The sequence below is a fragment of the Rhodococcus sp. B7740 genome (genome assembly GCF_000954115.1).
Lineage (GTDB): Bacteria > Actinomycetota > Actinomycetes > Mycobacteriales > Mycobacteriaceae > Rhodococcoides.
On the sequence record NZ_CP010797.1, the window covers coordinates 2895939 to 2918175 of the forward strand.

The window sequence follows — 22237 nt, forward strand, 5'->3', positions numbered from 1 at the left end:
ACGGCCCGGCCGGGGCCTGCACATCGTGGTGTGCAGACCCCACCGAGATCAGTCCTCGGCTTCCTCGAAGGGATTCTCGACCAGGGCGTTGCTGTGGCCCGCGGAGTGCGTCGCCAGGGATACCGGCGACTGGATCGAACGGAACAGCTCGTTGTCGTTCATGGTTCTCCTTCTTCGATGGGCAAATCGGTTGCAGTGCAACCGATCCATGGACTCGACATCGTCGAGGTGTCCGACCCTACGTCAAGTGATAATGATTTTCAATAACGGCTACGAACTTTCTAGCTCATCGGTCACAGTGGCGAGCACCATGCGCAACGAGATCGTTCCGCGCCCTGTCGCCCATACCCCGGCGTCCACCTCGATTACCCGATCGTTGCGGGCCGCCGCCACACCCGACCACAACGGATTGCTCGCCAGCCGGTCCGAGAGAGGCTCGCTGTCGGAGCCCGACGAAAATGCCTGCGCGAACACCACATCCGGATCCACCGACGCGATCTGCTCCACCGATACCGTCGCGAAGGCATCGGCTCCCGCCTGCCACGGATAGTCACTGACCTCCGCGAGAAGCGAGCCAACGGGGGTGTCGACGGAATCGACTCCGAGACTGCCCGGTTCGCCGTACATCGACAGCGTCGTGAGGCCACTCCACTTCCCTGCGGACGCGTCGACCTCGGCGGTGAACGCCTCGGCAGCGGCGTCCGCCTCCTGCTGCCGGTCCGTCACACGGCCTATGGTGCGGAGGAATTCGACCGAATCCCGCCAGGATGTCGGGTTCACCAGGTACATCGGTGCCACTTCCTCGACGGCACCGCGCAACCCGTCCTGTACTCCCCCGAGTCCGATGACGAGGTCCGGTTCCGAGAGCGCGATGTCCTCGACGTTCTCTTCACCGAATCCGCCCGTGATCTTGCGCATGTCGGCATCCGGGCCGGCGTAGCGGGGATCGGCTGCAAGTTCCTCACGGTAGGCGACTGGGGTCATGCCCACCTCCTTCAACGCGTCGACGCACATGAGCGTCAGACACGCGATTCGCTCGACGGGTGCATCGAGTTCGATCACCGTTCCGCTGTCGTCGGTGACCGTGACCGCAGATGCCGCGTCGACGTCGCCCGCATCGGCAGTACTGCAGGCTGCGAGCGCGAACACCGAGAGTGCGAGTGCGGCGCACGATCGAGAAGAGCCGGACAACTTGCGCATGGGAACTCCTTTGCAGAATGATGTGTCCGAAATGATAACCATTACCGATAGAGGGGTTCACGCCGCGGGTACCTGCGCCTGCGTCGCCGTGATCGTGCTGGCCCTGTGCCTGGGTGAGCCGACTCTCGATCCGGCGCGCGCGCTGCACGCCGTGCTCGACCCGTCGAATCCCCTCCATCGGCACGTTGCGCTCGTTCGACTGCCGCGTGTGCTGCTGGGCCTGGTGAGCGGTGCGGCCCTCGGCCTGGCAGGAGCATTGATGCAGGATGTACTGCGCAACAGGATTGCCGGTCCGGAGATTCTCGGCGTGTCCTCCGGTGCAGCTGTCGCGATGACGGCCGTTGCCGTGTTTGCCATTCCGTTGCCGCTCACAGCTCTTCCCTATCTGGCATTGTGCGGCGCAGCTGTCGTCGGCATCGCGGTGATCACCACCGTCGGACCGACCAGCGACCCGCACCGAGTGGTATTGCTCGGCGCTGCGGTCAGCGCTCTCGCGTCGGGACTGGTCATCGCGCTGGTCAGCCTGGGCACCGAAGGGAACCTGCCACTGCTCTTTCGGTATCTGCTCGGCAGTCTCGGTGAGCGAGGGTGGACCCATCTCGGTGTCGCGGCACCGTGGCTCGCCGTCTTCATCCCGCTCGCTCTGCTCATGCGGCATCGGGTCGCTGCCCTTGCACTCGGGGACGATGTGGCTGCGGGACTTGGCATCTCCGTGGTACCGACCCGGCTGATCGCACTGGTGTGTGCCGCTGCGCTCACCGCCGCAGTGGCATCGGTGTGCGGTCCGGTTGCCTACGTCGCGTTGCTGTCTCCACATCTGGCTCGGTGGGCTCTGCACACGAGCAGTTCACGGCGGGTATTTCTGCTCACGCCCGTCATCGGCGCATTCCTGCTCGCTGCCGCCGATCTGACGTCGCGAATCATGCTGTATCCGATCGAGATTCCCGTGGGCATCACGACGACTCTTCTCGGGGTTCCGGTACTGCTGATCGCTCTGCACAGACAGGCCGCCACGCGATGAAGGCTCGTCACCTCGTGGTGATCGCGATGACGTGCGTCGCCGGCCTGGTGATACTTCACCTCGTCTCGGGGCGCAGCGAACTCGGAGCGGCCGAGGTGATCAGAGTACTGACCGGCACGTCGGAGGTACGGGCACACGAGATCATCGTCCGGAACTACCGCCTTCCACGGGTGCTCGTCGGATTGGTCGCCGGCGCACTCCTGGCACTGGCCGGCGTGTTGCTGCAAGCGGTCATGCGCAACCCCCTGGCCGAACCGTCGACGACGGGCGTGGGATCCGGTGCGGCACTGGGCGTTGTGTTGTCGATTCTGGTGCTACCTGCCTCCGGTGCCGCGCCCCTGGCATCACTACTCGGTGCCGCAGGCGCCGGACTGGCTCTGTACCTCCTGGGCCGACGCTCCCTGGCGGTCGCGGGAATCCTGATCGGCGCTGTCCTGTCCGCGGTGACGTCACTGCTGCTCGTCGTCGATGCCCAACCGATGGGGGTGGTCCTTCGCTGGCTGATCGGCTCTCTCAATGCCAGGACTATCGACGATTGGAATCGACTGTGGCCCTGGGCAATCGTTTTGATACCGGCCGGGCTTCTATGTGCGTCACTCGCCAATGCGCTCGTGCTGGGCGACGCGACGTCCACCGGCCTCGGGATTCGCCCCCACAGGACTCGAATGTTGCTGCTCGCCATCGCGGTACTGGCAACGGCAACGGCCGTCACGGCCGCGGGTGCCGTCGCGTTCGTCGGTTTGATCGCACCTCACGCCGCGCGGGCCGCGCTCGGCGGCGACCACAGAGTATTGATTCCGGTCAGCGTGATCGGCGGTGCCGTGTTGCTGTCCTCCGCAGACCTACTCGCCTTCAGTGCGTCGATCGACATCCCAGGCAGCGGACCGGATGTATCAGGGCTTCCGGTCGGGGCCGTGACGGCACTCGTCGGCGCTCCGTATCTCATCTGGCTGATCAGAAAGGACGCCCGATGACGGGCTACGTCACCACACCGATTCTCGAGGCTGTCGACCTCGGGCTCGGGTATCGCAATCGGACGGTCTCGGAGCACCTCGACATCGCTATCGAGAAGGGAACGGTCACCGCGTTGGTCGGCCCCAACGGATCGGGCAAGTCGACGTTGCTGATGGCCTTGGCCAGGGTCTTGGCTCCTCGGCACGGACAGATACGGCTGGACGGCACCCCTCTTCAAGATCGGTCGTCGATCGAGACAGCCCGACGACTCGCGATCCTGCCCCAGACCGCAATCGCACCGCAGGGGCTGCGTGTCCGAGAGCTCGTCGAACAGGGTCGATACCCGAGGCTCGGTGCCCTGTCGATGCTCAGACGGCACGACGACGAGGCCATGCACACAGCGATGTCCTCGACCGGAATCCTCCACCTCGCCGACCGAAGTGTCGATTCGCTCTCCGGCGGGGAGCGCCAACGTACATGGATAGCAATGGCTTTGGCGCAGGAAACCGAAGTACTGCTACTGGACGAACCCACCACGTACCTCGACGTGCGTCACCAGATCGATGTGATGGAGCTGGTCGTCGATCTGGTCGCGAATCGCGGGAAGACCGTCGTGATGGTGCTACACGATCTCAATCAAGCAGCGCGGTACTGCGATCGAATCGTGGCCATGCGCGATGGTGTCATCGTCGCCGACGGTCATCCCCGCGACATCGTGACACCGACGCTGCTCGAAGACGTATTCGAGATCCGCGCCCGAGTGATGGCCGATCCGGTTGCCGGTAGGCCGATGTTCATCGCCGAGTGAGCTGCGGGTCAGAGCTTTCCCACGACGGCGATGATCAACTCGGTCAATTCTTCGGTCGCCTCCTCGGGTGCGATTGCGCCCGAAACCGCCGCCTGTGACAGCGCTTCCGCTGCACCGAAGATCGCGGTGATCGACGATGCCGAGATCCCGCCGGATCCGCTGTACGGCTCGAGAATCGACCGGCATCGATCGGAGTACGCCCGTTCGGCCGACCGCTTGACCTGTTCGAGCTCGGGCGAGCCTTCCAGTGCCGCCAACACACCCGTCAACTCACGTCCCTGCGCCAACGCGCAGCCCACGTACGAGTTGGCGATGGCCTGTGCGCGTCCGTTCAACGAGGTGGGCGTGGAGCGGAGGGATTCCTCGAGCATCACCGTTTGTCGGTCGTCGAATTCTGTGAACAGTGCGGCCAACAGTTCTGCACGCGAGGCGAAGTGGCTGTACACCACGGGTTTTGCGACGCCTGCATGTTCGGCGAGCCGGCCGAGCGTCAGAGCGTCGGCCCCCTCCGCTCGCACGAGAGCCCAGGAGACCGCCACCAACTGGTCGTATCGGTCGGAGCGAGACAGTCGCGTCCGCGCCATCGGGCACCTCCTTGCGCTATATACGAATAGTAACCTACTGTTGGTACATAGCCGCTTCGCCGAACCGAAGGAACCAGCCATGACCGCACTCGTCGTAGTCTCCCATTCCGACCCCGACTCACTGACCCACCACGTCGCTCGATCCGTGACCGACGCGATCCGCACTGCAGGTGACACCGTCGAGACGGCCGATCTCGCCGCGGAGAATTTCGACCCACGGTTCGCCGGTGGGGACCTGAATCTGTTTCGGGGCAACGGCATCGCGCCTGCGGACGTGATTGCCGAACAGATACGGATAGACCGCGCGGATCACCTGGTTCTGGTCTTCCCGATGTACTGGTGGTCCATGCCTGCACTGCTCAAAGGGTGGATCGATCGCGTCTTCGTCAGCGGGTGGGCCTACGACCTCACTGCCGACTACGGCATCGTCAAGAAGCTGGATCGACTCACCGTCCACCTGGTCTCCCTTGCCGGCGACGACGCCGACAGCTTCGATCGCCACGGCGTGTACGACGCGTTCCGGACGCAGATCGAACGCGGTATCGTCGAATACTGTGGTGCGACAGTCGGATCGACGACTTTCCTGCACGAAACCGATACCAAGACTCCCGACGCTCTCGCTGCGGAGGTCGCCGATCTCGCTTCTGCCATTGCCGCCCGAGTGGTCGGCCGACAGCAAGCCCTCGTGCACTGAAAGACCCCATCACGTCAGGCGGCGCAAGTCATTCTCCGAGCTTGTCGACCAACCACTCCACCGTCGACTTACGAACTGCGTCAGCGTGATCGGTGAACAGCTCGAAGTGCGATTCGGGGTACGACACGTACTCGACCGTGTCGAGGTCAGCGAACGCTGTGCGCACTCGCGAGGGCGGAGTGATGGTGTCGGATTCGGCGAGTATCGCGAGAACCGGAACGGTGAGTCGGGCTGCCGCCTTGCGCGTCGACCACCGCAACATGGCCGGTAGCGAAGCGACGGTCACCTCGTTGCGGTAGTTCTCCGCTCCGCGCGCCATCTCCTGTGACCATTCGTAGGCTCCGTCCGAGTTCATCGTCGCCACCTCACCCGGCCGTCCCGCCGCCGGGATGGTCAATCCCGGCCTGCGGAACAGACGTCGTAGCGCATCCCGAACGATGACCGGTGCGAGCTCGAGATTGCCGGTGGGAGTGAGGCGGATGAACGGGATGATCGCGGCAACCGCCTTCACTCGCGGATCGTCCGCGGCCACAGCAATGGCATGTCCTCCCGACATGCTGGTACCCCACACGCCGATTCGCTCGGAATCGATCCGTGGGTCACACGCCAACACGTCGAGCGCGGCATGGAAGGACCGCAGTTGCTGAGGTAGGTCGATGTGCTGGCGTACGTCGCCTCCGCTTGCGCCGAACCCCGGGTAGTCGAACGCGAGCGACGCCATTCCGCCTGCAGCCAGGTCTGCGCTGTAGTTCGGTATCAGCATTTCCTTCACTCCGGCGAACCCAGGAGCCGTGAACACCGCCGGGCACGGCATGGCGTTCTCTCCTTCGGGCAAAGTCAACACTGCGGCTACTTCGATACCGTCCACCGTGAAAGTCGTCTGTTCCTCGATCATCGCCCACCCCTCGGCCGTACGCCCCCGTCCGAATCGACGGAAAACTACGATCGTAGTTTCTGCATACCGTACGGGAACGACATCCAACGCGGTTCGAAATCCGAGCGCGACGTTGTCGTCAGAGACCGAGCAACCTGCGAGCTCCCTGCGCGACATCAGCACGCGTCGGTGCCCGGACCCCAGCGGTGACGTGTGCCAACAGCACACCGTCCGCCCAGGCCACAAGCTGAATCGCCGGATCGATGGAGGCCTCCTCGGAACCGACACCGGCTGCGGCACAGAGCAATTCCGCCAATGCGGTGAAGCGACTGCGCGCGGCGGTCAACAACGGTGCCAATTCGTCCGATCGTGAGGACTCGAGAATCAGCGTGTAGCGCGCGACGAGCAGAGTGCGATTGGCCGGCAGCAGCCACGCGTCGACCACATCCGCGAATACTTCGGCAGCGGTGTCCACACTCCACGGCCCTGGCTCACGATCGCCCAGAGCGTCGTACACGACCACCATTTCCTGCTCCACGAGCGCATCGAGAGCGGCCCGCAGCAGATCGACGCGACGACGAAAGACATTCGAGGTGGAGCCGGGAGGGATACCGAGCGCCTTGTCGAGACGACGGTGAGTCAGTCCGTGCACACCGTCGGTAGCCAGCAGCTCGATCGCCCCACCGGCCAGAAGCCGAGCACGATCGGAGCCGTGGAAACCGCTCACCCGAGTCACGGGCTTCAGTGTATGGAGAACTGCCTCGAAATCGGGCACCGCCACCGTCACGAGGGACACCCTCAGCTCTGGCCGATTCGCTTCCGTCGAGTGGCTCGAGGTCGTTCGGCGGGATCGATGCGCCCGATGCCGTGCCAATCCCAATAGATTCGATGTCTCGAGATGAGGGGTCCGTCGAGCTCCACGATCTCGACGAGATCGAGTTTGTCGCCGTTCGCCGTCTGACGCGGGTGTTGCCAGACCAGACGGTGCCCGTCGAACGTGTAGATGCCCACGCGGTCCGGCGACGGCGATTCGTTCTCGTCGGATCGCCGGCGCGTGGTCTCCTGAAGAAAGCTGTCGAGTGCGATTCGTCCTTCGACTATTCCGGATCGCAGATCGAACAGCACCGGAACCAAGGGGCTTTCGAGAACCGCACCTGCGGCGTACAACTCGGACAGAGCGGGCGCGTCTCGATCCCCGATGCGCTTGTGCCACTCACGAAAGACATAGGAGGCTTGCTCCACGGTTGCGGCCACGTCGAATCCTTCTGTGTTGCAGTATTGTCCGCGACGATTTTTCGCGGGTCGACCGAGGGGAAGCACGCCGTCTGGTGCCGGTGCCGGTCACGTTCGGCAGATGATCATGTTTCGCGAGCTGTCGACGAACGGCGCAGACGCCTGCGACACGAACCGACGAAGAGCCGCCACTGTGGCGACACACGTGGTTCCCACGACAATGTGCATATCTCGTCCCCGTCGTCGAGCAGTGCAGTTCGACAAGCATTGTGCACCAACAGAAGCCATTCGGCACCTTCCGGTCCGATGGTCCCGAACCGATATCCGAAACCCGCGAAACCCGCGAAACCACGGTTATCGCGACAATTCCGGTGCCCCCGGGCATGTGCGGCAGCGGATCTGCTGCGCGTCGACACGGCGTCCACCGAGACCGGCACCCGGAATCAAGCGCAACCACACCGACTGTTCACCTGTAGGTCGACAAAGATTCCGCGGCCGTGAGCCTGTGCCGCGAGCGGAGTGGGTCGAACCGAGCACTTCCCGAGCGCGGCGATCGACATCAGCACCGCGCCCGCACCGGCGTGATCGAGTCAGGCCGGCGTCAACCGAAAGATCGGGAACCGACGACCCTCCGCCGTCTCGACGTATTTCGCGAAGCCCTCGGACGCGTCCAAGAACTTCTGCCAGTTCGCGTCCCACTCGTCGTCGGGGAGTTCCGACACGGTCACCGCGATGGTTCGGACGGCACCGTCGCCGGGAACCTCGACGTCGATGGCGGGGTGTGCACGCAGGTTGTGCACCCACGCAGGATGTTTCGGTGAGCCGGCTGCCGAGCCCACGATCAGCCAGCTGTCGTCCTCCGGAATCGCCATGAGTGGGTTCAACCGGATCTCACCGCTCTTGGCTCCGATGGAGTGCAGCACGACGAGCGCATCACCGAAACCCGCCGTCGACACGTGTCCGCCGTTGCTCCGGAACTCGTCGATGATCATCTGGTTGAAGTCGGCCATAGGACGAGTATGCCGCGCATCGTGTCCTTTCGGGACCCGATCGAATGCCACGATTTCCATCGGCGCAAGACAAAGGTTAGCCTGTGCTCATACGCACATCGGTGTGTGCCGCCGTCGGGCAATCCCCGGCGGCTCGTTGCTGTCTGAACCCGAAGGACATTCCACGTGCTCAACGTTCGTCGCCGCGCAGGCACCCTCGCTGCCGCCGCCGCCCTGATCGGATCGCTCGTCGCCTGCGGAGCATCCGAGGAGGTCTCCGACGCCACCGCGGAGACCACCGACGGAGGGACGTCGTATCCGCTGACGATCGAGAACTGCGGCGAGTCGGTCACCTTCGACTCCGCCCCGCAGCGAGTGGTGTCACTCGACCAGAACTCCACCGAAATCCTTCTCTCGCTCGGTGTGCAGGATCGGATGGTGGGTACCGCATCCTGGACCGATCCGGTCCGCGACAACCTCGCAGACGCCAACGCCGCGGTTCCTCGACTGGCCGACAATGCGCCCACCTACGAGGTCGTCGTCGATACCGAACCCGACCTCGTCACCGCATCGTTCGGACGCCACTTCGAGCAGGGCGGCGTCGCGCAGCGTTCGCGCTTCACCGAAACCGGTGCCGCCACGTATCTTTCCCCCACCGACTGCGACGCCGGTCGTAGCGTCAACGGGGGCAACACCCGGACGACGCCGCTCACCATGGAGTCGTTGTACCAGGAGATCACCGAACTCGCGGCGATTTTCGACGTCAACGAGCGCGGTGCCGAATTCGTCGAAGAACTGAAGACCCGCATGGCCGACGCCACCGCGCGAACCGCAAATGCCGATGTGTCCGTGGCCTTCTGGTTCGCAGACACCAAGAGCCCCTACGTCGCAGGCACACGCGGTTCGGCCAACCTACTGGCCGATTCCGTCGGCACGACAAACGTGTTCACGGAGATCGACGACGACTGGTCCGCAGTCGGGTGGGAAACCGTGGTCGACAAAGACCCGACGGTGCTCGTCCTCGGGGATCTGGCGCGCAACCGTTTTCCCGGTGACCTGCTCGCCGACAAGATCGCATTCCTCGAGTCCGACCCCGTCACCAGCACGATGGCCGCCGTCCGCGACAAGCGCTACATCTCGCTGCACGGCGCGGAGATGAACCCGTCGATCCGGGCCGTCGACGGCGTCGAGAAGGTGTCGGCCGGACTGCGCGACCTGGGACTGTCGTCCTGACCGCGACCATCACCCCGCGGCGGACCGCCCAGCGATCGCACACCGACCTCTGGCGTTGGGGGTTGGCTCTGCTGGGCGGTGTCGTGCTGTGTGTGGTGTCTGTTCTCGTCGCCATCACGCTCGGGCCCGCGAACATCTCGCTGGTCAACGTTCGCGATGTGGTGCTCAACCATCTCGGCGTCACCGACGTGCCGGTGAAAGTGTCGAAGAACGCGATCGTCTGGGAGGAGCGGCTCCCCCGAGCACTCGTCGCTGCGGCCAGTGGCGTCGGGCTCGGGATCTGCGGCGTCATCATGCAGTCGCTTCTGCGCAATCCGTTGGCGGATCCGTTCGTGCTCGGGGTGTCCTCGGGTGCGTCGACGGGGGCCGTGGTGGTCGGCGTTCTCGGTGTCGGCGGTGCCGCACTCGGTCTGTCGGGCGGCGCGTTCATCGGTGCGCTCGTTGCGTTCGGGCTGGTGCTCTTCCTTGCCCGCATGTCCGGTAGCGGAAACGACCGCGTCATCCTCGCCGGTGTCGCGACCACTCAGTTGTTCTCGGCGCTCACATCTTTCGTGATCTTCGCGTTCGCGGACTCCGACGAGACCCGCGGCGTGATGTTCTGGCTCCTCGGATCGTTCGAGGGAGTGCGATGGAACGACGTCGTGCTCTGTGTGACCGTTGCCGGTATCGGCGCAGTGGTCTGTTGCTACTACGCGTATGTGCTCGACGCATTCGCGTTCGGAAACTCGGTGGCGTCCTCGCTCGGCTTCGACGTCAAGAAGGTGCGCCTGGCACTGCTCGTCGGAACCGCCCTCATCACTGCGACACTCGTCAGCGTGGCCGGTGCCATCGGTTTCGTCGGCCTCATTCTTCCGCACGCGGCGCGACTGTTGGTGGGGCCCAACCACAGCCGCCTCGTGCCCACCACTGCCGTCATCGGCGCGATCTTCATGGTGTGGGTCGACGCCGTCTCCCGAGTCGCCTTCGCCCCGACCCCACTGCCGGTCGGCGTCGGAACAGCACTGGTCGGCGTCCCTGCCTTCATCGCAATCATGGCTCGCAAGAGAGGAATTCGATGACACTGCACGCGTCGAACGTCTCCTGGAAGCGCGGCGGCGCACTCGTGGTCGACGGAGTGACGCTGCACCCCGCGCCCGGCCGAACGGTTGGCCTGTTGGGGCCCAACGGTTCCGGTAAGTCCTCGCTGCTCCACCTGCTGGCCGGGGCCGCGTCGCCCACCTCAGGCGTCGTCGAGTTGGACGGTGCCGAGCTCGGGTCGCTCAAACGCAAGCACATCGCTAGAGCCGTCGCGGTCGTCGGACAGCACGCGCACACGGACGTCGACGTGACGGTCGGCGATGTCGTGCGTCTGGGACGGATCCCCCATCGCGGGGCGTTCGGCGGTAGCGACCTCGACGACGACGCAGTGGACGACGCACTCGCGCAGACCGGACTCACCGACAAAGCGGATCGGTTGTGGCGCACGCTCTCCGGTGGTGAGCAGCAGCGGGCGCACATTGCACGCGCACTCGCCCAGCAGCCTCGCGAGATGTTGCTGGACGAGCCGACCAACCACCTCGACATCCATCACCAGCTCGAATTGCTGGCCCTCGTCGCCCGTCTGCCGATCACCAGCATCGTCGCGCTGCACGACCTGAATCTGGCCGCGATGTTCTGCGACGAGGTGCTCGTGCTCCAGGACGGCAAGGTCGTCGCAGGTGGCGCACCTGCGGACGTGCTGACCGAAGAACTCATCGCCGAGGTGTATCGAGTGCGGGCGCGGGTGTCGGTGGACGACGAGAACGGACGGGTTCACATCCGTTTCGATGCGGCGGCCGGGTACGAGACCGTCGAGGGTGAGCAGAACACCCGCGTGACGGCAGTCTCTCGCGGCTGATCGGAGTCGGACTGCAGCCCCGGGAGGTTGGGTGCCACGATTCGTGGTACCCCTGAACCATGAGCGAATCTTTCGGACCGGGCGTTTCGACCACGAGCCTGCCCCCATTCGGGTTCGAGTCGACCTTGGCCGACCAGGTCCCCGGCGTCACCTTGCCGTGGCAGGGCACCCACGCACCGGATCCTCGCGTACTGATCCTCAACGACGGCCTGGCCCGGTCACTCGCGCTCGACCCTGCGTCGCTGCGCACTCCGGACGGGGCAGGCGTGCTGTCCGGATCCGTTTCTCCGACCGAGACCGCCACCGTGGCGATGGCGTACGCGGGTCATCAGTTCGGCAACTACCAGCCCTTGCTGGGGGACGGCCGAGCGCTCCTGCTCGGTGAGCTTCGCGACGACCAGGGCCGTCGGGTCGATCTGCATCTCAAGGGTTCCGGTGCCACGCCGTTCTCGCGCGGTGGTGACGGGCGTGCGGTGGTGGCAGCCATGCTGCGCGAGTACCTGATCAGCGAGGCGATGCATGCGCTGCACATCCCCACCACCCGCTCACTCGCCGTCGTCACGACCGGAGAACAGGTGGTGCGAGAGGGAGGTCCGCAGCCCGGCGCGGTACTGGCCAGGGTGGCGTCGAGCCATCTGCGGGTGGGCACCTTCGAGTTCGCTGCCCGAAGAGAGGGACTCACGCAGACCCTCGCGGACTATGCGATCGCCCGCCACTACCCCGAATTCGTCGAGCGAGCACCCGAGGATCGCTACCTCGCATTCTTCGAGGCCGTCGTCGATGCTCAGGCGTCCCTTGTCGCACAATGGATGTCGGTCGGATTCGTGCACGGCGTCATGAACACCGACAACACGACGATTTCCGGCGAGACCATCGACTACGGGCCGTGTGCCTTTCTGGACGCCTACGATCCCGCCACGGTGTTCAGCTCCATCGACCAGGGTGGCCGCTACGCCTACGGCAACCAACCCGCCGTTCTCGGGTGGAATCTGGCGAGATTCGGCGAAACACTACTGCCACTGGTGAATTCGACTCCCGATCTCGCGATCACCGCCCTGACCGCGGTCCTGGACACCTACGGGGATCGCTACCGACAGCACTACGGCGCCGCGATGGCCGCCAAACTCGGCCTGGACGAGGGTGCAGTCGATGGCGCTCTCGTCGACGATCTGCATCGGTTGCTCACGGATCACCGCGCCGACTGGACCCTGACTTTCCGCGCCCTCGCCGAGAACCTACGCGGAAACTCGGTGCCGTTCGACTCCCTCGTCCCACCCGACGCCTCCAGGAGTTGGCTCGAGAGTTGGAGGACTGCGGTTTCGGCTCGGGGACAGGACTTTTCATCCGTCGCCGACGGTATGGACCGCGTCAACCCGGCATATATTCCCCGCAACCACCTGGTCGACGCTGCGCTCCAGGCTGCGACGGCCGGCGATCTGGGGCCCTTCGAGCGTCTTCTCGAGGTCGTCACATCGCCGTTCGACCGACACGATGACCGATCGGATTACTCCCTGCCTGCTCCTGAGAACTTCAGTGCCGGTTTTCGGACCTACTGCGGAACCTGACTTCCTGCGCGCACCTGCCTGATCGTCACCGCGGCGGCTCCATGAATTCGATGGTCTCTCCATTCGGGCCCACTGCGTACATGACTCGGGTGCCCACCTTGGTGCCGCCGGCAATCGGTTGTGGAGTTCCCTGCGCCGTCCACCCGAACTCCGCTATGCGCGTCAGGGCCGCATCGATGTCGTCGACCTCGAAAGCAAGGTGGGCGAAACCCGGATCGTAGGGTCGAGACGACCCAGACTCTCCGCGAATATCGCGGTACTCCAGCAGCTCGATCGTCTGACCCGCAACGGTGACCACCGCCATCCGAACTGCCGCTCCGTGTGCTCCGGCGACCTCTCCCAGAAATTCCCCGCCCATCTCCCCCGTCCGTTCGAGGGTTGCTCCGAGACCGTCGATCCAGAATCGAAGGGCAGCATCGAGCGACCCGACAGAGAATCCGACATGGTCGGAGCGAAGAATTCTGAAGGACGTGGCGTCAGTCAGGGAAACCGGTATCCCTCCGAGCATTTCCATCGAGCCGAACGGCGCTTACGAGTTACGCTTCTGTTCGGCCCGGATCAATCCGCCGCCGACGATCAACCGCTGGATCTCGCTGGTGCCCTCGTACAGACGCAGCAATCGCACGTCCCGGTAGATGCGTTCGACCGGGACCTCTCGCATGTATCCGGCACCACCGTGGATCTGGACGGCGAGATCGGCGACCTTGCCCACCATCTCGGTGCAGAAGAGTTTCACCGCGGACGGCGCGATACGCCGATCGGTCTCCTGCACCCACGCCCGCGCAGCCTCACGGACCATGGCCCGGCCCGCCATCACACCGACCTGCTGATCGGCGATCATGGCCTGCACCAGTTGGAAGTTCCCGATCGGCTCGCCGCCCTGCGTGGACGCCGCGGCATAGGACACCGACTCGTCCAGCGCGCGCTGCGCCTGCCCGACGGCCAGCGCTGCAATGTGTACCCGCCCCCGCGCCAGCGAGGTCATCGCCGCCTTGTAGCCGATATCGATCATGGGTCGTTCCGCAGGCTCCACTCCTGCATCGCTGTTGCCGCCAACCAAGGCGTCGGCCTCGACGCGTACGTCGGTGAAGTTCACGTCGGCCGTGCCGGATCCCTGCTGCCCCATCTTCGCGTCCTTGACACCGACCTCGATTCCCGCAGCGTCGGCGGGAACCAGGAATACCGCAATACCGTTGCCGCTCGGCGGTTTCGGATCCATTTTCGCGAAGACGACGAACATGTTCGCGATCGGCGCATTGGTGATGTACCGCTTGCTGCCGTTGATGACCCACCCGGAGCCGTCGACCGTCGCAGTGGTCTTCAGGCCCGCCGGATTGGATCCGGCCCCGTCCTCGGTCAGCGCGAAGGACGCAACGACGTCACCGGACGCCATACCCGGCAACCATGTCGCCTTCTGTTCCTCGGTGCCGAACCCCACCAGCACCTGCCCAGCAATTCCGTTGTTGGTGCCGAACATCGATCGCAACGCCAACGAGGTGTACCCGAGCTCCATGGCGAACTCGACATCCTGAATCAGATTCAGGCCCAGCCCACCCCACTCCTGCGGAAGCGCATAGCCGAACAATCCCATCTCGGCAGCCTGCGTGCGCAGGTCCTCCGGGATGGCATCGGTGTTCATGATCTCGAGTTCGCGCGGGACGACACGCGACCGCACGAACTGCGAGACCTGCTTCAACACGTCGGCGAAGACGTCGTCGGGTACATCGGGATTCAGCGTGTCCATCGGACCACTATCTGTCAGAACAACGTGATTCGTCCACTGCCGTGCGAGTGCTCGAACGACTGGAGGACCCGACGGTCGGGACTGTTCCGGCCTCGTCGCGTGCGTACATCGGAGTCCTCGTGACTCTGTTGTCCATCAAGGGCTTCCCAGTGCCGGCCCCTCGGTGCGTCCGACGGCCTTGCGGTGGCCGAGTGTGGGAATGTCCAGCGGCTTGGGATGCCGCGTTCCGAAGTGGTCGGACCAGGATCGGTGGGGCCGATGCGGGCGAACGCCCTGAAATGCCAGGTACGCACCGATCGCCGGCGGCACGACATGCCGATGGCCTCGCGACGGCTCGGGCAATCGATGTATCGCACGAAGGTCTTCGGTGAACACCGACAGCAGAATGCCGTCGGCGAAGCGCTTCGTCCGACCGGGGAACCATCGCTCCTGCCAATCGAGGAACAATTGATCGACGATCTTGCGGGCACCGTCGGTGTGCTCGTACCGAGACTCGTAGTCGAAGGTCCAGCGCAAGAAGCGCTCTCGCGTCTGCGGAACATCGAGGCCCATGTACTCCCCGACCTGACGCCAGAAGTGAAAACGCGCTTCACGCTCGTTGTCGGTGAAGACGCTCAACCCGAGATGTTCGAGGATGCGGTCCGGCTCGAAGGCCAGCGAACCCAATGTGTACAGCTTGTCGTCGTCGGTGATACCGAACCGCGAGTGGATCTGCTCCATGCGGTCGATGATCGATCGGCCGTATTCGCTGGAATGCCCGTGATGGAGCATCTCGCCGAAGAAGAGCAGCGTGTCGTCGTTGCGTCTGCGCACGTCGTGCATCATGTCGCCGGTACCGGTCCGGTACAGAATTCGCGCGATCGACGGAACCGCCACCTGTCGAGCGAATGCCACGGTGTACGCGGCATGGGCGAAAATGGCGTCGCCATAACGGACTTCGACGCTCAGATGCGTGGCTTCCTCGTTGCCCACAACCGGGTCGAGTTCCTCGATCCGGCGACCGACCGCCCGCCCCGTCACCCACTTCCGAGACATCAGTGCCGCGTTCGTTGCCATGACTTACCTCCACGTTCCGTCATCGGCACCAAACAGGAACGGCACCGTTCTCAGTTCACCATGCAACTAGGAACGTCTTCGTGTCAATATGGCACCGGAGATTTGCTCCTCCGGTGGCAATTCCCCCCCGCTCGCGCGCTGTGGGTCAGGACGAGGGGCGACTTTCCTACCCCGCGGAGCTCATTCGCGGCGAAGGGCCGCACATTGTCGGCGCAGATGCTGCGTGACCGGTCAACGACGGGTTGCGGCGAACACGTCGACCGGGTGCGGCACCCGAAGTCTGCCGTCGGTGCCCGGCACCGAGACCGCGTCGAGATAGGCCCGCACGGTGCCGTACAACTCGGGAGTCAGCCGGGCCTGCACTGCGAAGTCGAGTACCTCGTCGCCGGCAGAGGCGAGGTCTACCAACGCGTCCAGAGTGGCCACGTCGTCCACTGCGATCCCGCCGTCGACGAAGGCTTTCTCGACGTCTGCACTGAACCACTGCCGGTGGCCCTCCAGCGGCGGGGCGAGAACGCCCACCAGAGCGTTGAGCGCAGCCGACGGTGCAACGGCCACCCACAGCTCACCGCCGGGCCGCAGCAGGTCGAGAGCGCTTCGCAGCGTCGCCCCCACGTCGGCGACGTAGTACATCGAGTGCACGAACAATACGACGTCGAAAGTCTCGTCGACCGGGGCGTCGCCGACGGACGCGACGTGCGCATCGACGCTGAGCTCGGCGGTCGTCAGCGCGGCCATCCTGGCGGTGAACAGCTCCACACTCCCGGGCCAGGGGTCGATGCCCACGTACCGCACCGGTTGCCCGGACAGCCGCTGCACCAGACCGGCGGCGAGCCGGACGTCAAGCGACCCGTCACCGCAGCCCACCGACAGCACCGAGATCGGTCCATCCCCCATCGCTGCCAGCCGGGCGGCGAGGTGCTAGGCGATCAGACCGCGCTGGTCGGACAGTCGCTCGAAAGCGGCGTGGTCTCGGGCGTAGGAGTCGGGCGCGAGACCGGGCAGAGGCCCGGAGTCACGCCGCAGGGCGCGTAACGCGTCGAGGAACCCGGCTGCAGCGTCGCTCGACGGATACGGAGCTATGTTGGACACCACATCGAGTGAACCACGACGCACCCGGGAATGCGTTGCGGTTGGCTTCCCGAGAGGAGTGCCATGAGCAACGGAGACACGGCCGAGCGCAGTCTCGAGCACTGGAGCGAGGCCGGCCGCACGGGCATGGAGGCCTTCTACGCCCTGGCCACGGAGGACTACCACCAACTGGCACTGGCCGCCGACTGGCCCGCCCTGCTCGCCGAGCACAGCCACGACGGCTGGTCGCTGCTCGACGTGGCCTGCGGCAGCGGCAAGTTCCCCACCGCTCTACGCCGCTACACCGATCTGTCGACGGTGCCCGAGCTGGCCTACGACCTGCTCGACCCGTCTGCCTTCTCGGTGGCCGAGGCTCGCGGAGCCCTCGGCACACCGTTCGTGCCTCGAGACGACCTGGTGATGACCCTGCAGGACCTGCCCGCGGATCGGACCGGGTACGACATCGTGTGGGCCACCCACGCGCTGTACGCCCTTCCGCCCACAGAATTGGACGCCGCAGCCGAACGATTCGTGGCTGCACTGGCCCCCGGCGGCCTCGGTTTGGTCGCGCAGGCCACGGCGAGCTCCCACTACCTGGCGTTCTACGACGCCTTCCGGGCAGGCGTGCGTGACGCGACCCCGTACACGACGGCCGAGCAGGTGCGCGACGCGCTGATCCGAGCCGGCGCGGATGTGCGCGACCAGCGCGTCACGTACACCACCGGGACATCCGATCGTGTTGTCGCCGAGGGCTTTCTGCAGCGCTGCGCCTTCGACGACTCCGTGTCGCTGGAGGAGATGGAGGCTGCACCGGTGCTGGGCGACTACCTCGCCTCCTGTCGCGACGAGTCGGGTTCTTACACCTTCTCGCACGAGGCGGCCCTGCTGTGGCTCTGAACGAACCTGCGGCTCCGACGAACGAACGGCTCCCCCAGCAGAATCGCGATGGCGGTATCGACCAGGACTGGGCAGGCGACGATCAGGACTGGTGGGACTGGTACGTCACGCTTGCTGCCAACGACCAGGTGCCCGCCGAGTTGGTCGACGGGCCGGGCCTGCCGGACGTCGACGCAGCGTCCGACGAGCAGGTCGCGCGTGAGCTTGACGAGCCGTACGACCTCGACCCGGCCGCGGTCGAGTCCTTCGCCCGGGAGGCCTTCGTTCGGCTGCCCGCCGTGTTCTCCCCTGCCGTGGTACGACGCCTCGCCGAGCGCCTCGAGGAGCTACTGCGCGCCGAGCACGGCGAGAACGTCGCCGGTCGGTTCACCGCACTCGAGCAGATGTGGCTCCACGACGACCTGATGCGTGCCGTGGCACTCTCGCCCCGGATCGGCGGCCTGGCCGCGGCCTTGCTGGACGAACCGGCCGTGCGGCTCTACCACGACAACGCGCTGTCCAAGGAGCCCGGCTGTGGACGCACGCCCTGGCATCACGACGCGGAGCATTTCCCACTGCAGACCGTCCAGGCGGTCACCGCGTGGATGCCGATGTCGGCCATCCCCGGCCGAATGGGTCCGCTGTCGTTCGCGCGCGGAGCAAACGTGCTCGACGAGGTCGAAGACCTGGAGTTCGACAAGGTCGGCACGTCGTACGACGAGGCCGTCGCCCAGCGCTTCGTCGAGCGCAGCGTCGCGGTGGCATCGGAGCCATTCGAAGTGGGCGACGTGTCGTTCCACTCCGCGCTGTGCTTCCACACCGCCGGGCCGAACCGGACGACACAGCCGCGCCGAGCACTGGCCACCACTTATTTCGCCGACGGGGCTCGGGTCGTGGAATCGCCGACGCTGATCAGTGGCACGTGGCGCGAGTTCCTCCCCGGTGTCGAGCCCGGCGGCCTCGCGGCCTCCGAACTGAACCCGGTGGTCGGCCAAAGAGACTGAACCGGACTGCTCGCCCGAGACCCCATGCGATGGGATCGGTCGACGCTGCCATAGCGGCGCAACAGACCCTGGCACTACCGGCACCGATGCGACCGCTCCCTTCCGAATGAGGTCGGCCGCATCGCAGACGTAGGAACCGTCAAAGTTTCTCGGCGAGTACATCGAGGTAGCTTATTTCGGGCGGTGAGGCGAAGAGTTCGTCCGCCCGTTCGCCGAGAGCCTGGCCGACCGGTCCGTTCAGATGCGTTTCACGGGCGGCGTCGTCCGGGAAAGCATCGACGATGCCGAACGTCGATGGGCCGAACCGTACCGCCAACCAGGGTCGGGTGCCGGGCTCCTGTTCGACGAGCGGTTGGGCCGACCGGAGAAACTCCTCGACTGCATCTTCCTTGCCGGGCTTGGCTTCGAGTCGGACCAGCAGTGCCTTGGTGACCATGACGATTCTCCTGTTCGAGGTGGTGGACACGGCCAAGCATCACACCTCGGACCGGCAAAGGGAAGGGCCTGCAGTCCGCGCGCGAACGAATTTGGTTTTGCCCCTAGTAATCTCGCAGCCGAGAGAGGAGACTCGACCGGTAGAGGGAATAGACACGCCAGGTGCAGCGCCGGCCGAATTTCGGTCACGTCGCGAAACATGTTGATGTGCCAACGTTTTGGGTTACCGGTCAGTTCAGCGTACTGCTGCGAACTGCCCACACCGCGTATCGGCTCGAACATCACGATCTGTTTGCACGGATACAGAAATATGGAACGACCGACACTGGCCGACGACGACAGTCGCGACCAGGGATTCAGGCGGTCGACCTCCGTTGTACGGTGAATAATGCTGTCTACCAGACGCATTCGTTCTCATCCAATCATTTCTCGCTGCGGGTGCGTCGGCCACCTTCTCGACCTGCATTTCCCAACAGGCGTGCCGATCTCGACTCGTACCAGCCAGTACAACCACCTCACTACGAAGTCTTCGCCGATGTCGGGGTAACGGACGCCGCTGTCCACATGCTCACCGGCCGGACCGATCGAAAGGAACGAGTCATGGCGACTGCTGTGGGTATAGACCTGGGCACCACCAACTCCGTCATCGCCAGCTGGCAAGGCGGCGAGCCGGTGGTGATCTCCAATATCGAGGGAGCGCGGACGACGCCGTCGGTGGTGGCCTTCACCGAGAGCGGAGAACGGCTGGTGGGTCAGCTTGCCCGACGGCAGGCGATCTTGAATCCGAAGGGCACGATCTACTCGGCGAAACGCTTCATCGGACGCCACTACGACGAGATCTCCGATGAGGCAAGAGCGGTCAGCTTCGACATCGTGGCCGGTGACAACGGCGAGGCCCGAATCGATGTGCGGGGCAAGAAGTATGCGCCGGAGGAGATCAGTGCCCTCGTACTGCGCAAGCTCGTCGACGACGCGAGCAAGTTTCTCGGCGAGAAGGTCAAGGAAGCGGTCATCACAGTTCCGGCGTACTTCAACGACGCGCAGCGCAACGCCACCAAGGACGCCGGCCGCATCGCGGGCCTCGAAGTCCTGCGGATCATCAACGAGCCGACCGCTGCGGCGCTGGCGTACGGCATGGACAAGCAGGTCCACGAAACCGTACTGGTCTTCGACCTCGGCGGCGGCACCTTCGATGTGAGCTTGCTCGACGTCGGCGAGGGTGTCGTCGAGGTTCGGTCGACGGCCGGCGACTCTCACCTGGGCGGGGACGACTTCGATCGACGCCTGGTGGACTACCTCGCCGACGACTTCCAGCAGGTGGAGAACATCGATCTGCGCAAGGACGCACAGGCGTTGCAGCGCCTTTTCGAGGCCGCAGAGAAGGCCAAGGTCGAGTTGTCCTCGGTGACCCAGGCCCAGGTCAACCTGCCGTTCGTCACCGCCGATTCGGACGGTCCCAAGCACCTCACGACCACCGTCATGCGATCGAAGTTCGAGGATCTGACGGCGGATCTCGTGGAGCGCTGCCTCGACCCGGTGAAACAGGCAATGAGTGATGCCAAGGTCACCGCCAACGACATAGACGAAGTGATTCTGGTCGGTGGTTCGACGCGCATCCCGGCGGTGCAAGCCCTGGTTCGCCGGCTCACCGGCGGCAAGGACCCCCATATGGGCGTCAATCCGGACGAAGTCGTGGCTCTCGGCGCGGCGGTTCAAGCCGGCGTGCTCAAGGGCGAGGTCTCCGACGTGCTGCTGCTCGACGTCACCCCGCTGTCTCTCGGCGTCGAGACACAGGGCGGGGTGATGACCAAGATCATCGAGCGCAACACGACCATCCCGGCCCGCCGCAGCTAAGTGTTCTCCACCGCGGAGGACGAGCAGTCCGCCGTGGATGTCGTTGTGCTGCAGGGCGAACGCGAGCGGGCCGCCGACAACCGTTCGCTCGGACGTTTCCGTCTGGAAGACATCCGGCCCGCACCGCGCGGCGACGCCCAGGTCGAGGTCACGTTCGATATCGACGCCAACGGCATCCTCAATGTCACGGCCAGGGACAAGGACACCGGCAAGGAACAGAGCATCACGATCAGTGAGCAGAGCAATCTGGACCCGAGCGAGGTCGAACGCATGCTGGCCGAGGCCGAACGGAATCGGGGCGATGACGAGGCGCTGCGCAAAGCTGTCGACGCGCGCAACGAACTCGATTCCGTTGCGTATCAGGTGGAACGGCGACTCGCCGAACTCGGTGACAGCGCGCCACCGCACGACAGGGCACGGGCCGAGATGCTGATCGCCGATGCCAGAAAGGCCGTGAAGGACGGCGCTTCGCCTGCAGATGTACAACCACTCGCCTCCGAGCTCCAACAGCTCCTCTACGGGCTCGTGCCGGTACAGGACGGCGGTGACGGACGTCAGGTCGGTGGCGCGGACGCGGCCTCGACCGATGACGACGACGTGATCGACGCCGAATTCGATCGAAGCTGAGGCACGAGATGGAAAGGGCTGCAGATCATTCGACACCCGAACCAGCGGCCGACGTCACGGAAGGAGATCGAACCGAGACGGTACCGGATCACGCCGCCACGAGTGCCGAGGAGGCTCGACTCGACGACCGCTGGCGCAGAGCCCTTGCCGATCTGGACAACCTGCGCAAGCGGTATGCCAAGGACCTGGAGCGAGAACGGGCCGCGGAGGTGACGAAGGTGTCCGCGGCGTGGCTGCCGGTACTGGACAATCTGGAACTTGCGTTGGCACATGCGGACAGCGATTCGCAGACCGTTGTCGACGGCGTCAAGGCGATCCGCGATCAGGCGGTGCAGGTGCTGTCACGGTTCGGTTTCGAGCGTCACGACGAGGTCGGAGTTCCGTTCTCCCCGCAACTGCACGAAGTGGTCAGCGTGGTGGTCCGGCCCGACCTTCCGTCCGGGACCGTGATCGACGTCGTCCGTCCGGGTTACGGAGAGGACGGACGGCAACTGCGGCCGGCGTCGGTGGTCGTCAGCCGCCCCGAGGGGTGAGCACCG

The 22237-nt window shown here is 64.9% G+C and carries 24 protein-coding genes and 1 pseudogene; 12 read left to right on the forward strand and 13 right to left on the reverse strand.

Going from position 1 to position 22237, the window contains the following annotated elements:
* Nucleotides 1–48: 48 nt before the first annotated feature.
* Entirely contained in the window at nucleotides 49–162 is a 114-nt protein-coding gene (gene amiA / locus NY08_RS26600) for a streptamidine family RiPP (RefSeq protein WP_254924168.1), read from the reverse strand.
* 108 nt (nucleotides 163–270) lie between these two features.
* A complete protein-coding gene (locus tag NY08_RS13310; RefSeq protein WP_158462542.1) occupies nucleotides 271–1200 on the reverse strand; it encodes an ABC transporter substrate-binding protein in 930 nt (309 codons plus the stop codon).
* A gap of 88 nt (nucleotides 1201–1288) precedes the next feature.
* Here NY08_RS13310 and NY08_RS13315 point away from each other — a divergent pair, with 88 nt between their 5' ends.
* Genes NY08_RS13315 through NY08_RS13325 form a run of 3 tightly spaced genes read left to right on the forward strand, consistent with a single transcriptional unit; the run spans nucleotide 1289 to nucleotide 3983 of the window.
* Nucleotides 1289–2221 carry a FecCD family ABC transporter permease gene (locus tag NY08_RS13315; protein ID WP_158462544.1) on the forward strand — a complete coding sequence of 311 codons (933 nt, stop codon included), beginning with the start codon at nucleotides 1289–1291 and terminating at the stop codon, nucleotides 2219–2221.
* Nucleotides 2218–3195 carry a FecCD family ABC transporter permease gene (locus tag NY08_RS13320; RefSeq protein ID WP_045196827.1) on the forward strand — a complete coding sequence of 326 codons (978 nt, stop codon included), beginning with the start codon at nucleotides 2218–2220 and terminating at the stop codon, nucleotides 3193–3195. The genes NY08_RS13315 and NY08_RS13320 overlap by 4 nt, the downstream gene beginning before the upstream one ends.
* Nucleotides 3192–3983 (forward strand): ABC transporter ATP-binding protein, encoded by a 792-nt coding sequence (locus tag NY08_RS13325; RefSeq protein ID WP_045200357.1) that lies wholly within the window; start codon nucleotides 3192–3194, stop codon nucleotides 3981–3983. Before NY08_RS13320 ends, NY08_RS13325 begins: the two co-directional genes overlap by 4 nt.
* Nucleotides 3984–3991: 8 nt before the next feature.
* Here the strand turns inward: NY08_RS13325 and NY08_RS13330 are convergent, their stop codons facing one another.
* Complete coding sequence (locus tag NY08_RS13330; RefSeq protein WP_045196829.1) at nucleotides 3992–4567, reverse strand: TetR/AcrR family transcriptional regulator; 576 nt, start codon at nucleotides 4565–4567, stop codon at nucleotides 3992–3994.
* A 79-nt stretch (nucleotides 4568–4646) separates the two neighbouring features.
* Here NY08_RS13330 and NY08_RS13335 point away from each other — a divergent pair, with 79 nt between their 5' ends.
* Nucleotides 4647–5261, forward strand: coding sequence for an NAD(P)H-dependent oxidoreductase (locus NY08_RS13335; RefSeq protein WP_045196832.1), 615 nt, complete (start codon nucleotides 4647–4649; stop codon nucleotides 5259–5261).
* 28 nt (nucleotides 5262–5289) lie between these two features.
* On the opposite strand, the gene NY08_RS13340 is transcribed toward NY08_RS13335, so the two are convergent.
* The 4 genes from NY08_RS13340 to NY08_RS13355 all read right to left on the reverse strand — a co-directional run bounded on the left by NY08_RS13340 (nucleotide 5290) and on the right by NY08_RS13355 (nucleotide 8378).
* Entirely contained in the window at nucleotides 5290–6156 is an 867-nt protein-coding gene (locus NY08_RS13340) for an alpha/beta hydrolase (protein WP_045196833.1), read from the reverse strand.
* 118 nt (nucleotides 6157–6274) lie between these two features.
* Nucleotides 6275–6871, reverse strand: a complete 597-nt coding sequence (locus NY08_RS13345; protein ID WP_144407362.1) for a TetR/AcrR family transcriptional regulator — start codon at nucleotides 6869–6871, stop codon at nucleotides 6275–6277.
* A gap of 62 nt (nucleotides 6872–6933) precedes the next feature.
* Nucleotides 6934–7389: a hypothetical protein gene (locus NY08_RS13350; RefSeq protein WP_052683794.1), complete on the reverse strand. Its 456-nt coding sequence runs from the start codon at nucleotides 7387–7389 to the stop codon at nucleotides 6934–6936.
* A 569-nt stretch (nucleotides 7390–7958) separates the two neighbouring features.
* Nucleotides 7959–8378 (reverse strand): nitroreductase/quinone reductase family protein, encoded by a 420-nt coding sequence (locus NY08_RS13355; RefSeq protein ID WP_045196834.1) that lies wholly within the window; start codon nucleotides 8376–8378, stop codon nucleotides 7959–7961.
* 165 nt (nucleotides 8379–8543) lie between these two features.
* Between NY08_RS13355 and NY08_RS13360 the strand changes: the two genes are divergently transcribed.
* From NY08_RS13360 to NY08_RS13375, 4 genes are all read left to right on the forward strand, one after another.
* On the forward strand, nucleotides 8544–9590 hold the full coding sequence (locus NY08_RS13360; protein ID WP_045196836.1) for an ABC transporter substrate-binding protein: 1047 nt from the start codon (nucleotides 8544–8546) through the stop codon (nucleotides 9588–9590).
* Between the two features lie 92 nt (nucleotides 9591–9682).
* On the forward strand, nucleotides 9683–10648 hold the full coding sequence (locus NY08_RS13365) for a FecCD family ABC transporter permease (protein WP_032396341.1): 966 nt from the start codon (nucleotides 9683–9685) through the stop codon (nucleotides 10646–10648).
* Nucleotides 10645–11466 carry an ABC transporter ATP-binding protein gene (locus tag NY08_RS13370; protein WP_082073796.1) on the forward strand — a complete coding sequence of 274 codons (822 nt, stop codon included), beginning with the start codon at nucleotides 10645–10647 and terminating at the stop codon, nucleotides 11464–11466. Before NY08_RS13365 ends, NY08_RS13370 begins: the two co-directional genes overlap by 4 nt.
* A 59-nt stretch (nucleotides 11467–11525) precedes the next feature.
* Complete coding sequence (locus NY08_RS13375; RefSeq protein WP_045196838.1) at nucleotides 11526–13031, forward strand: protein adenylyltransferase SelO; 1506 nt, start codon at nucleotides 11526–11528, stop codon at nucleotides 13029–13031.
* A 25-nt stretch (nucleotides 13032–13056) separates the two neighbouring features.
* Here NY08_RS13375 and NY08_RS13380 read toward each other — a convergent pair whose 3' ends face one another.
* The 5 genes from NY08_RS13380 to NY08_RS26085 all read right to left on the reverse strand — a co-directional run bounded on the left by NY08_RS13380 (nucleotide 13057) and on the right by NY08_RS26085 (nucleotide 16923).
* On the reverse strand, nucleotides 13057–13545 hold the full coding sequence (locus NY08_RS13380) for a VOC family protein (protein ID WP_200893108.1): 489 nt from the start codon (nucleotides 13543–13545) through the stop codon (nucleotides 13057–13059).
* 15 nt (nucleotides 13546–13560) lie between these two features.
* Nucleotides 13561–14775, reverse strand: coding sequence for an acyl-CoA dehydrogenase family protein (locus tag NY08_RS13385; RefSeq protein WP_045196840.1), 1215 nt, complete (start codon nucleotides 14773–14775; stop codon nucleotides 13561–13563).
* Nucleotides 14776–14910: 135 nt separating this feature from the next.
* Nucleotides 14911–15831: an oxygenase MpaB family protein gene (locus tag NY08_RS25180; protein ID WP_052683795.1), complete on the reverse strand. Its 921-nt coding sequence runs from the start codon at nucleotides 15829–15831 to the stop codon at nucleotides 14911–14913.
* Nucleotides 15832–16062: 231 nt separating this feature from the next.
* Nucleotides 16063–16737, reverse strand: coding sequence for a class I SAM-dependent methyltransferase (locus NY08_RS25185; RefSeq protein ID WP_442970841.1), 675 nt, complete (start codon nucleotides 16735–16737; stop codon nucleotides 16063–16065).
* A gap of 15 nt (nucleotides 16738–16752) precedes the next feature.
* Nucleotides 16753–16923 carry a hypothetical protein gene (locus NY08_RS26085; protein ID WP_158462546.1) on the reverse strand — a complete coding sequence of 57 codons (171 nt, stop codon included), beginning with the start codon at nucleotides 16921–16923 and terminating at the stop codon, nucleotides 16753–16755.
* Between the two features lie 63 nt (nucleotides 16924–16986).
* Here NY08_RS26085 and NY08_RS13400 point away from each other — a divergent pair, with 63 nt between their 5' ends.
* Both NY08_RS13400 and NY08_RS13405 read left to right on the forward strand, forming a co-directional pair.
* Nucleotides 16987–17799, forward strand: coding sequence for a class I SAM-dependent methyltransferase (locus NY08_RS13400; RefSeq protein ID WP_158462548.1), 813 nt, complete (start codon nucleotides 16987–16989; stop codon nucleotides 17797–17799).
* Entirely contained in the window at nucleotides 17790–18782 is a 993-nt protein-coding gene (locus NY08_RS13405) for a phytanoyl-CoA dioxygenase family protein (RefSeq protein WP_052683797.1), read from the forward strand. Before NY08_RS13400 ends, NY08_RS13405 begins: the two co-directional genes overlap by 10 nt.
* Nucleotides 18783–18921: 139 nt before the next feature.
* On the opposite strand, the gene NY08_RS13410 is transcribed toward NY08_RS13405, so the two are convergent.
* Nucleotides 18922–19218 (reverse strand): putative quinol monooxygenase, encoded by a 297-nt coding sequence (locus tag NY08_RS13410; protein WP_032376247.1) that lies wholly within the window; start codon nucleotides 19216–19218, stop codon nucleotides 18922–18924.
* A gap of 599 nt (nucleotides 19219–19817) precedes the next feature.
* On the opposite strand from NY08_RS13410, the pseudogene dnaK reads away from it, so the two are divergent.
* Together dnaK and NY08_RS13420 are read left to right on the forward strand one after the other, a co-directional pair.
* Nucleotides 19818–21698 (forward strand): annotated as a pseudogene (dnaK, locus tag NY08_RS13415) (molecular chaperone DnaK).
* Nucleotides 21699–21706: 8 nt separating this feature from the next.
* The gene (locus NY08_RS13420; RefSeq protein ID WP_032396037.1) at nucleotides 21707–22231 is read left to right on the forward strand and encodes a nucleotide exchange factor GrpE; all 525 of its coding nucleotides are present in this window, start codon (nucleotides 21707–21709) and stop codon (nucleotides 22229–22231) included.
* Nucleotides 22232–22237: the final 6 nt, after the last annotated feature.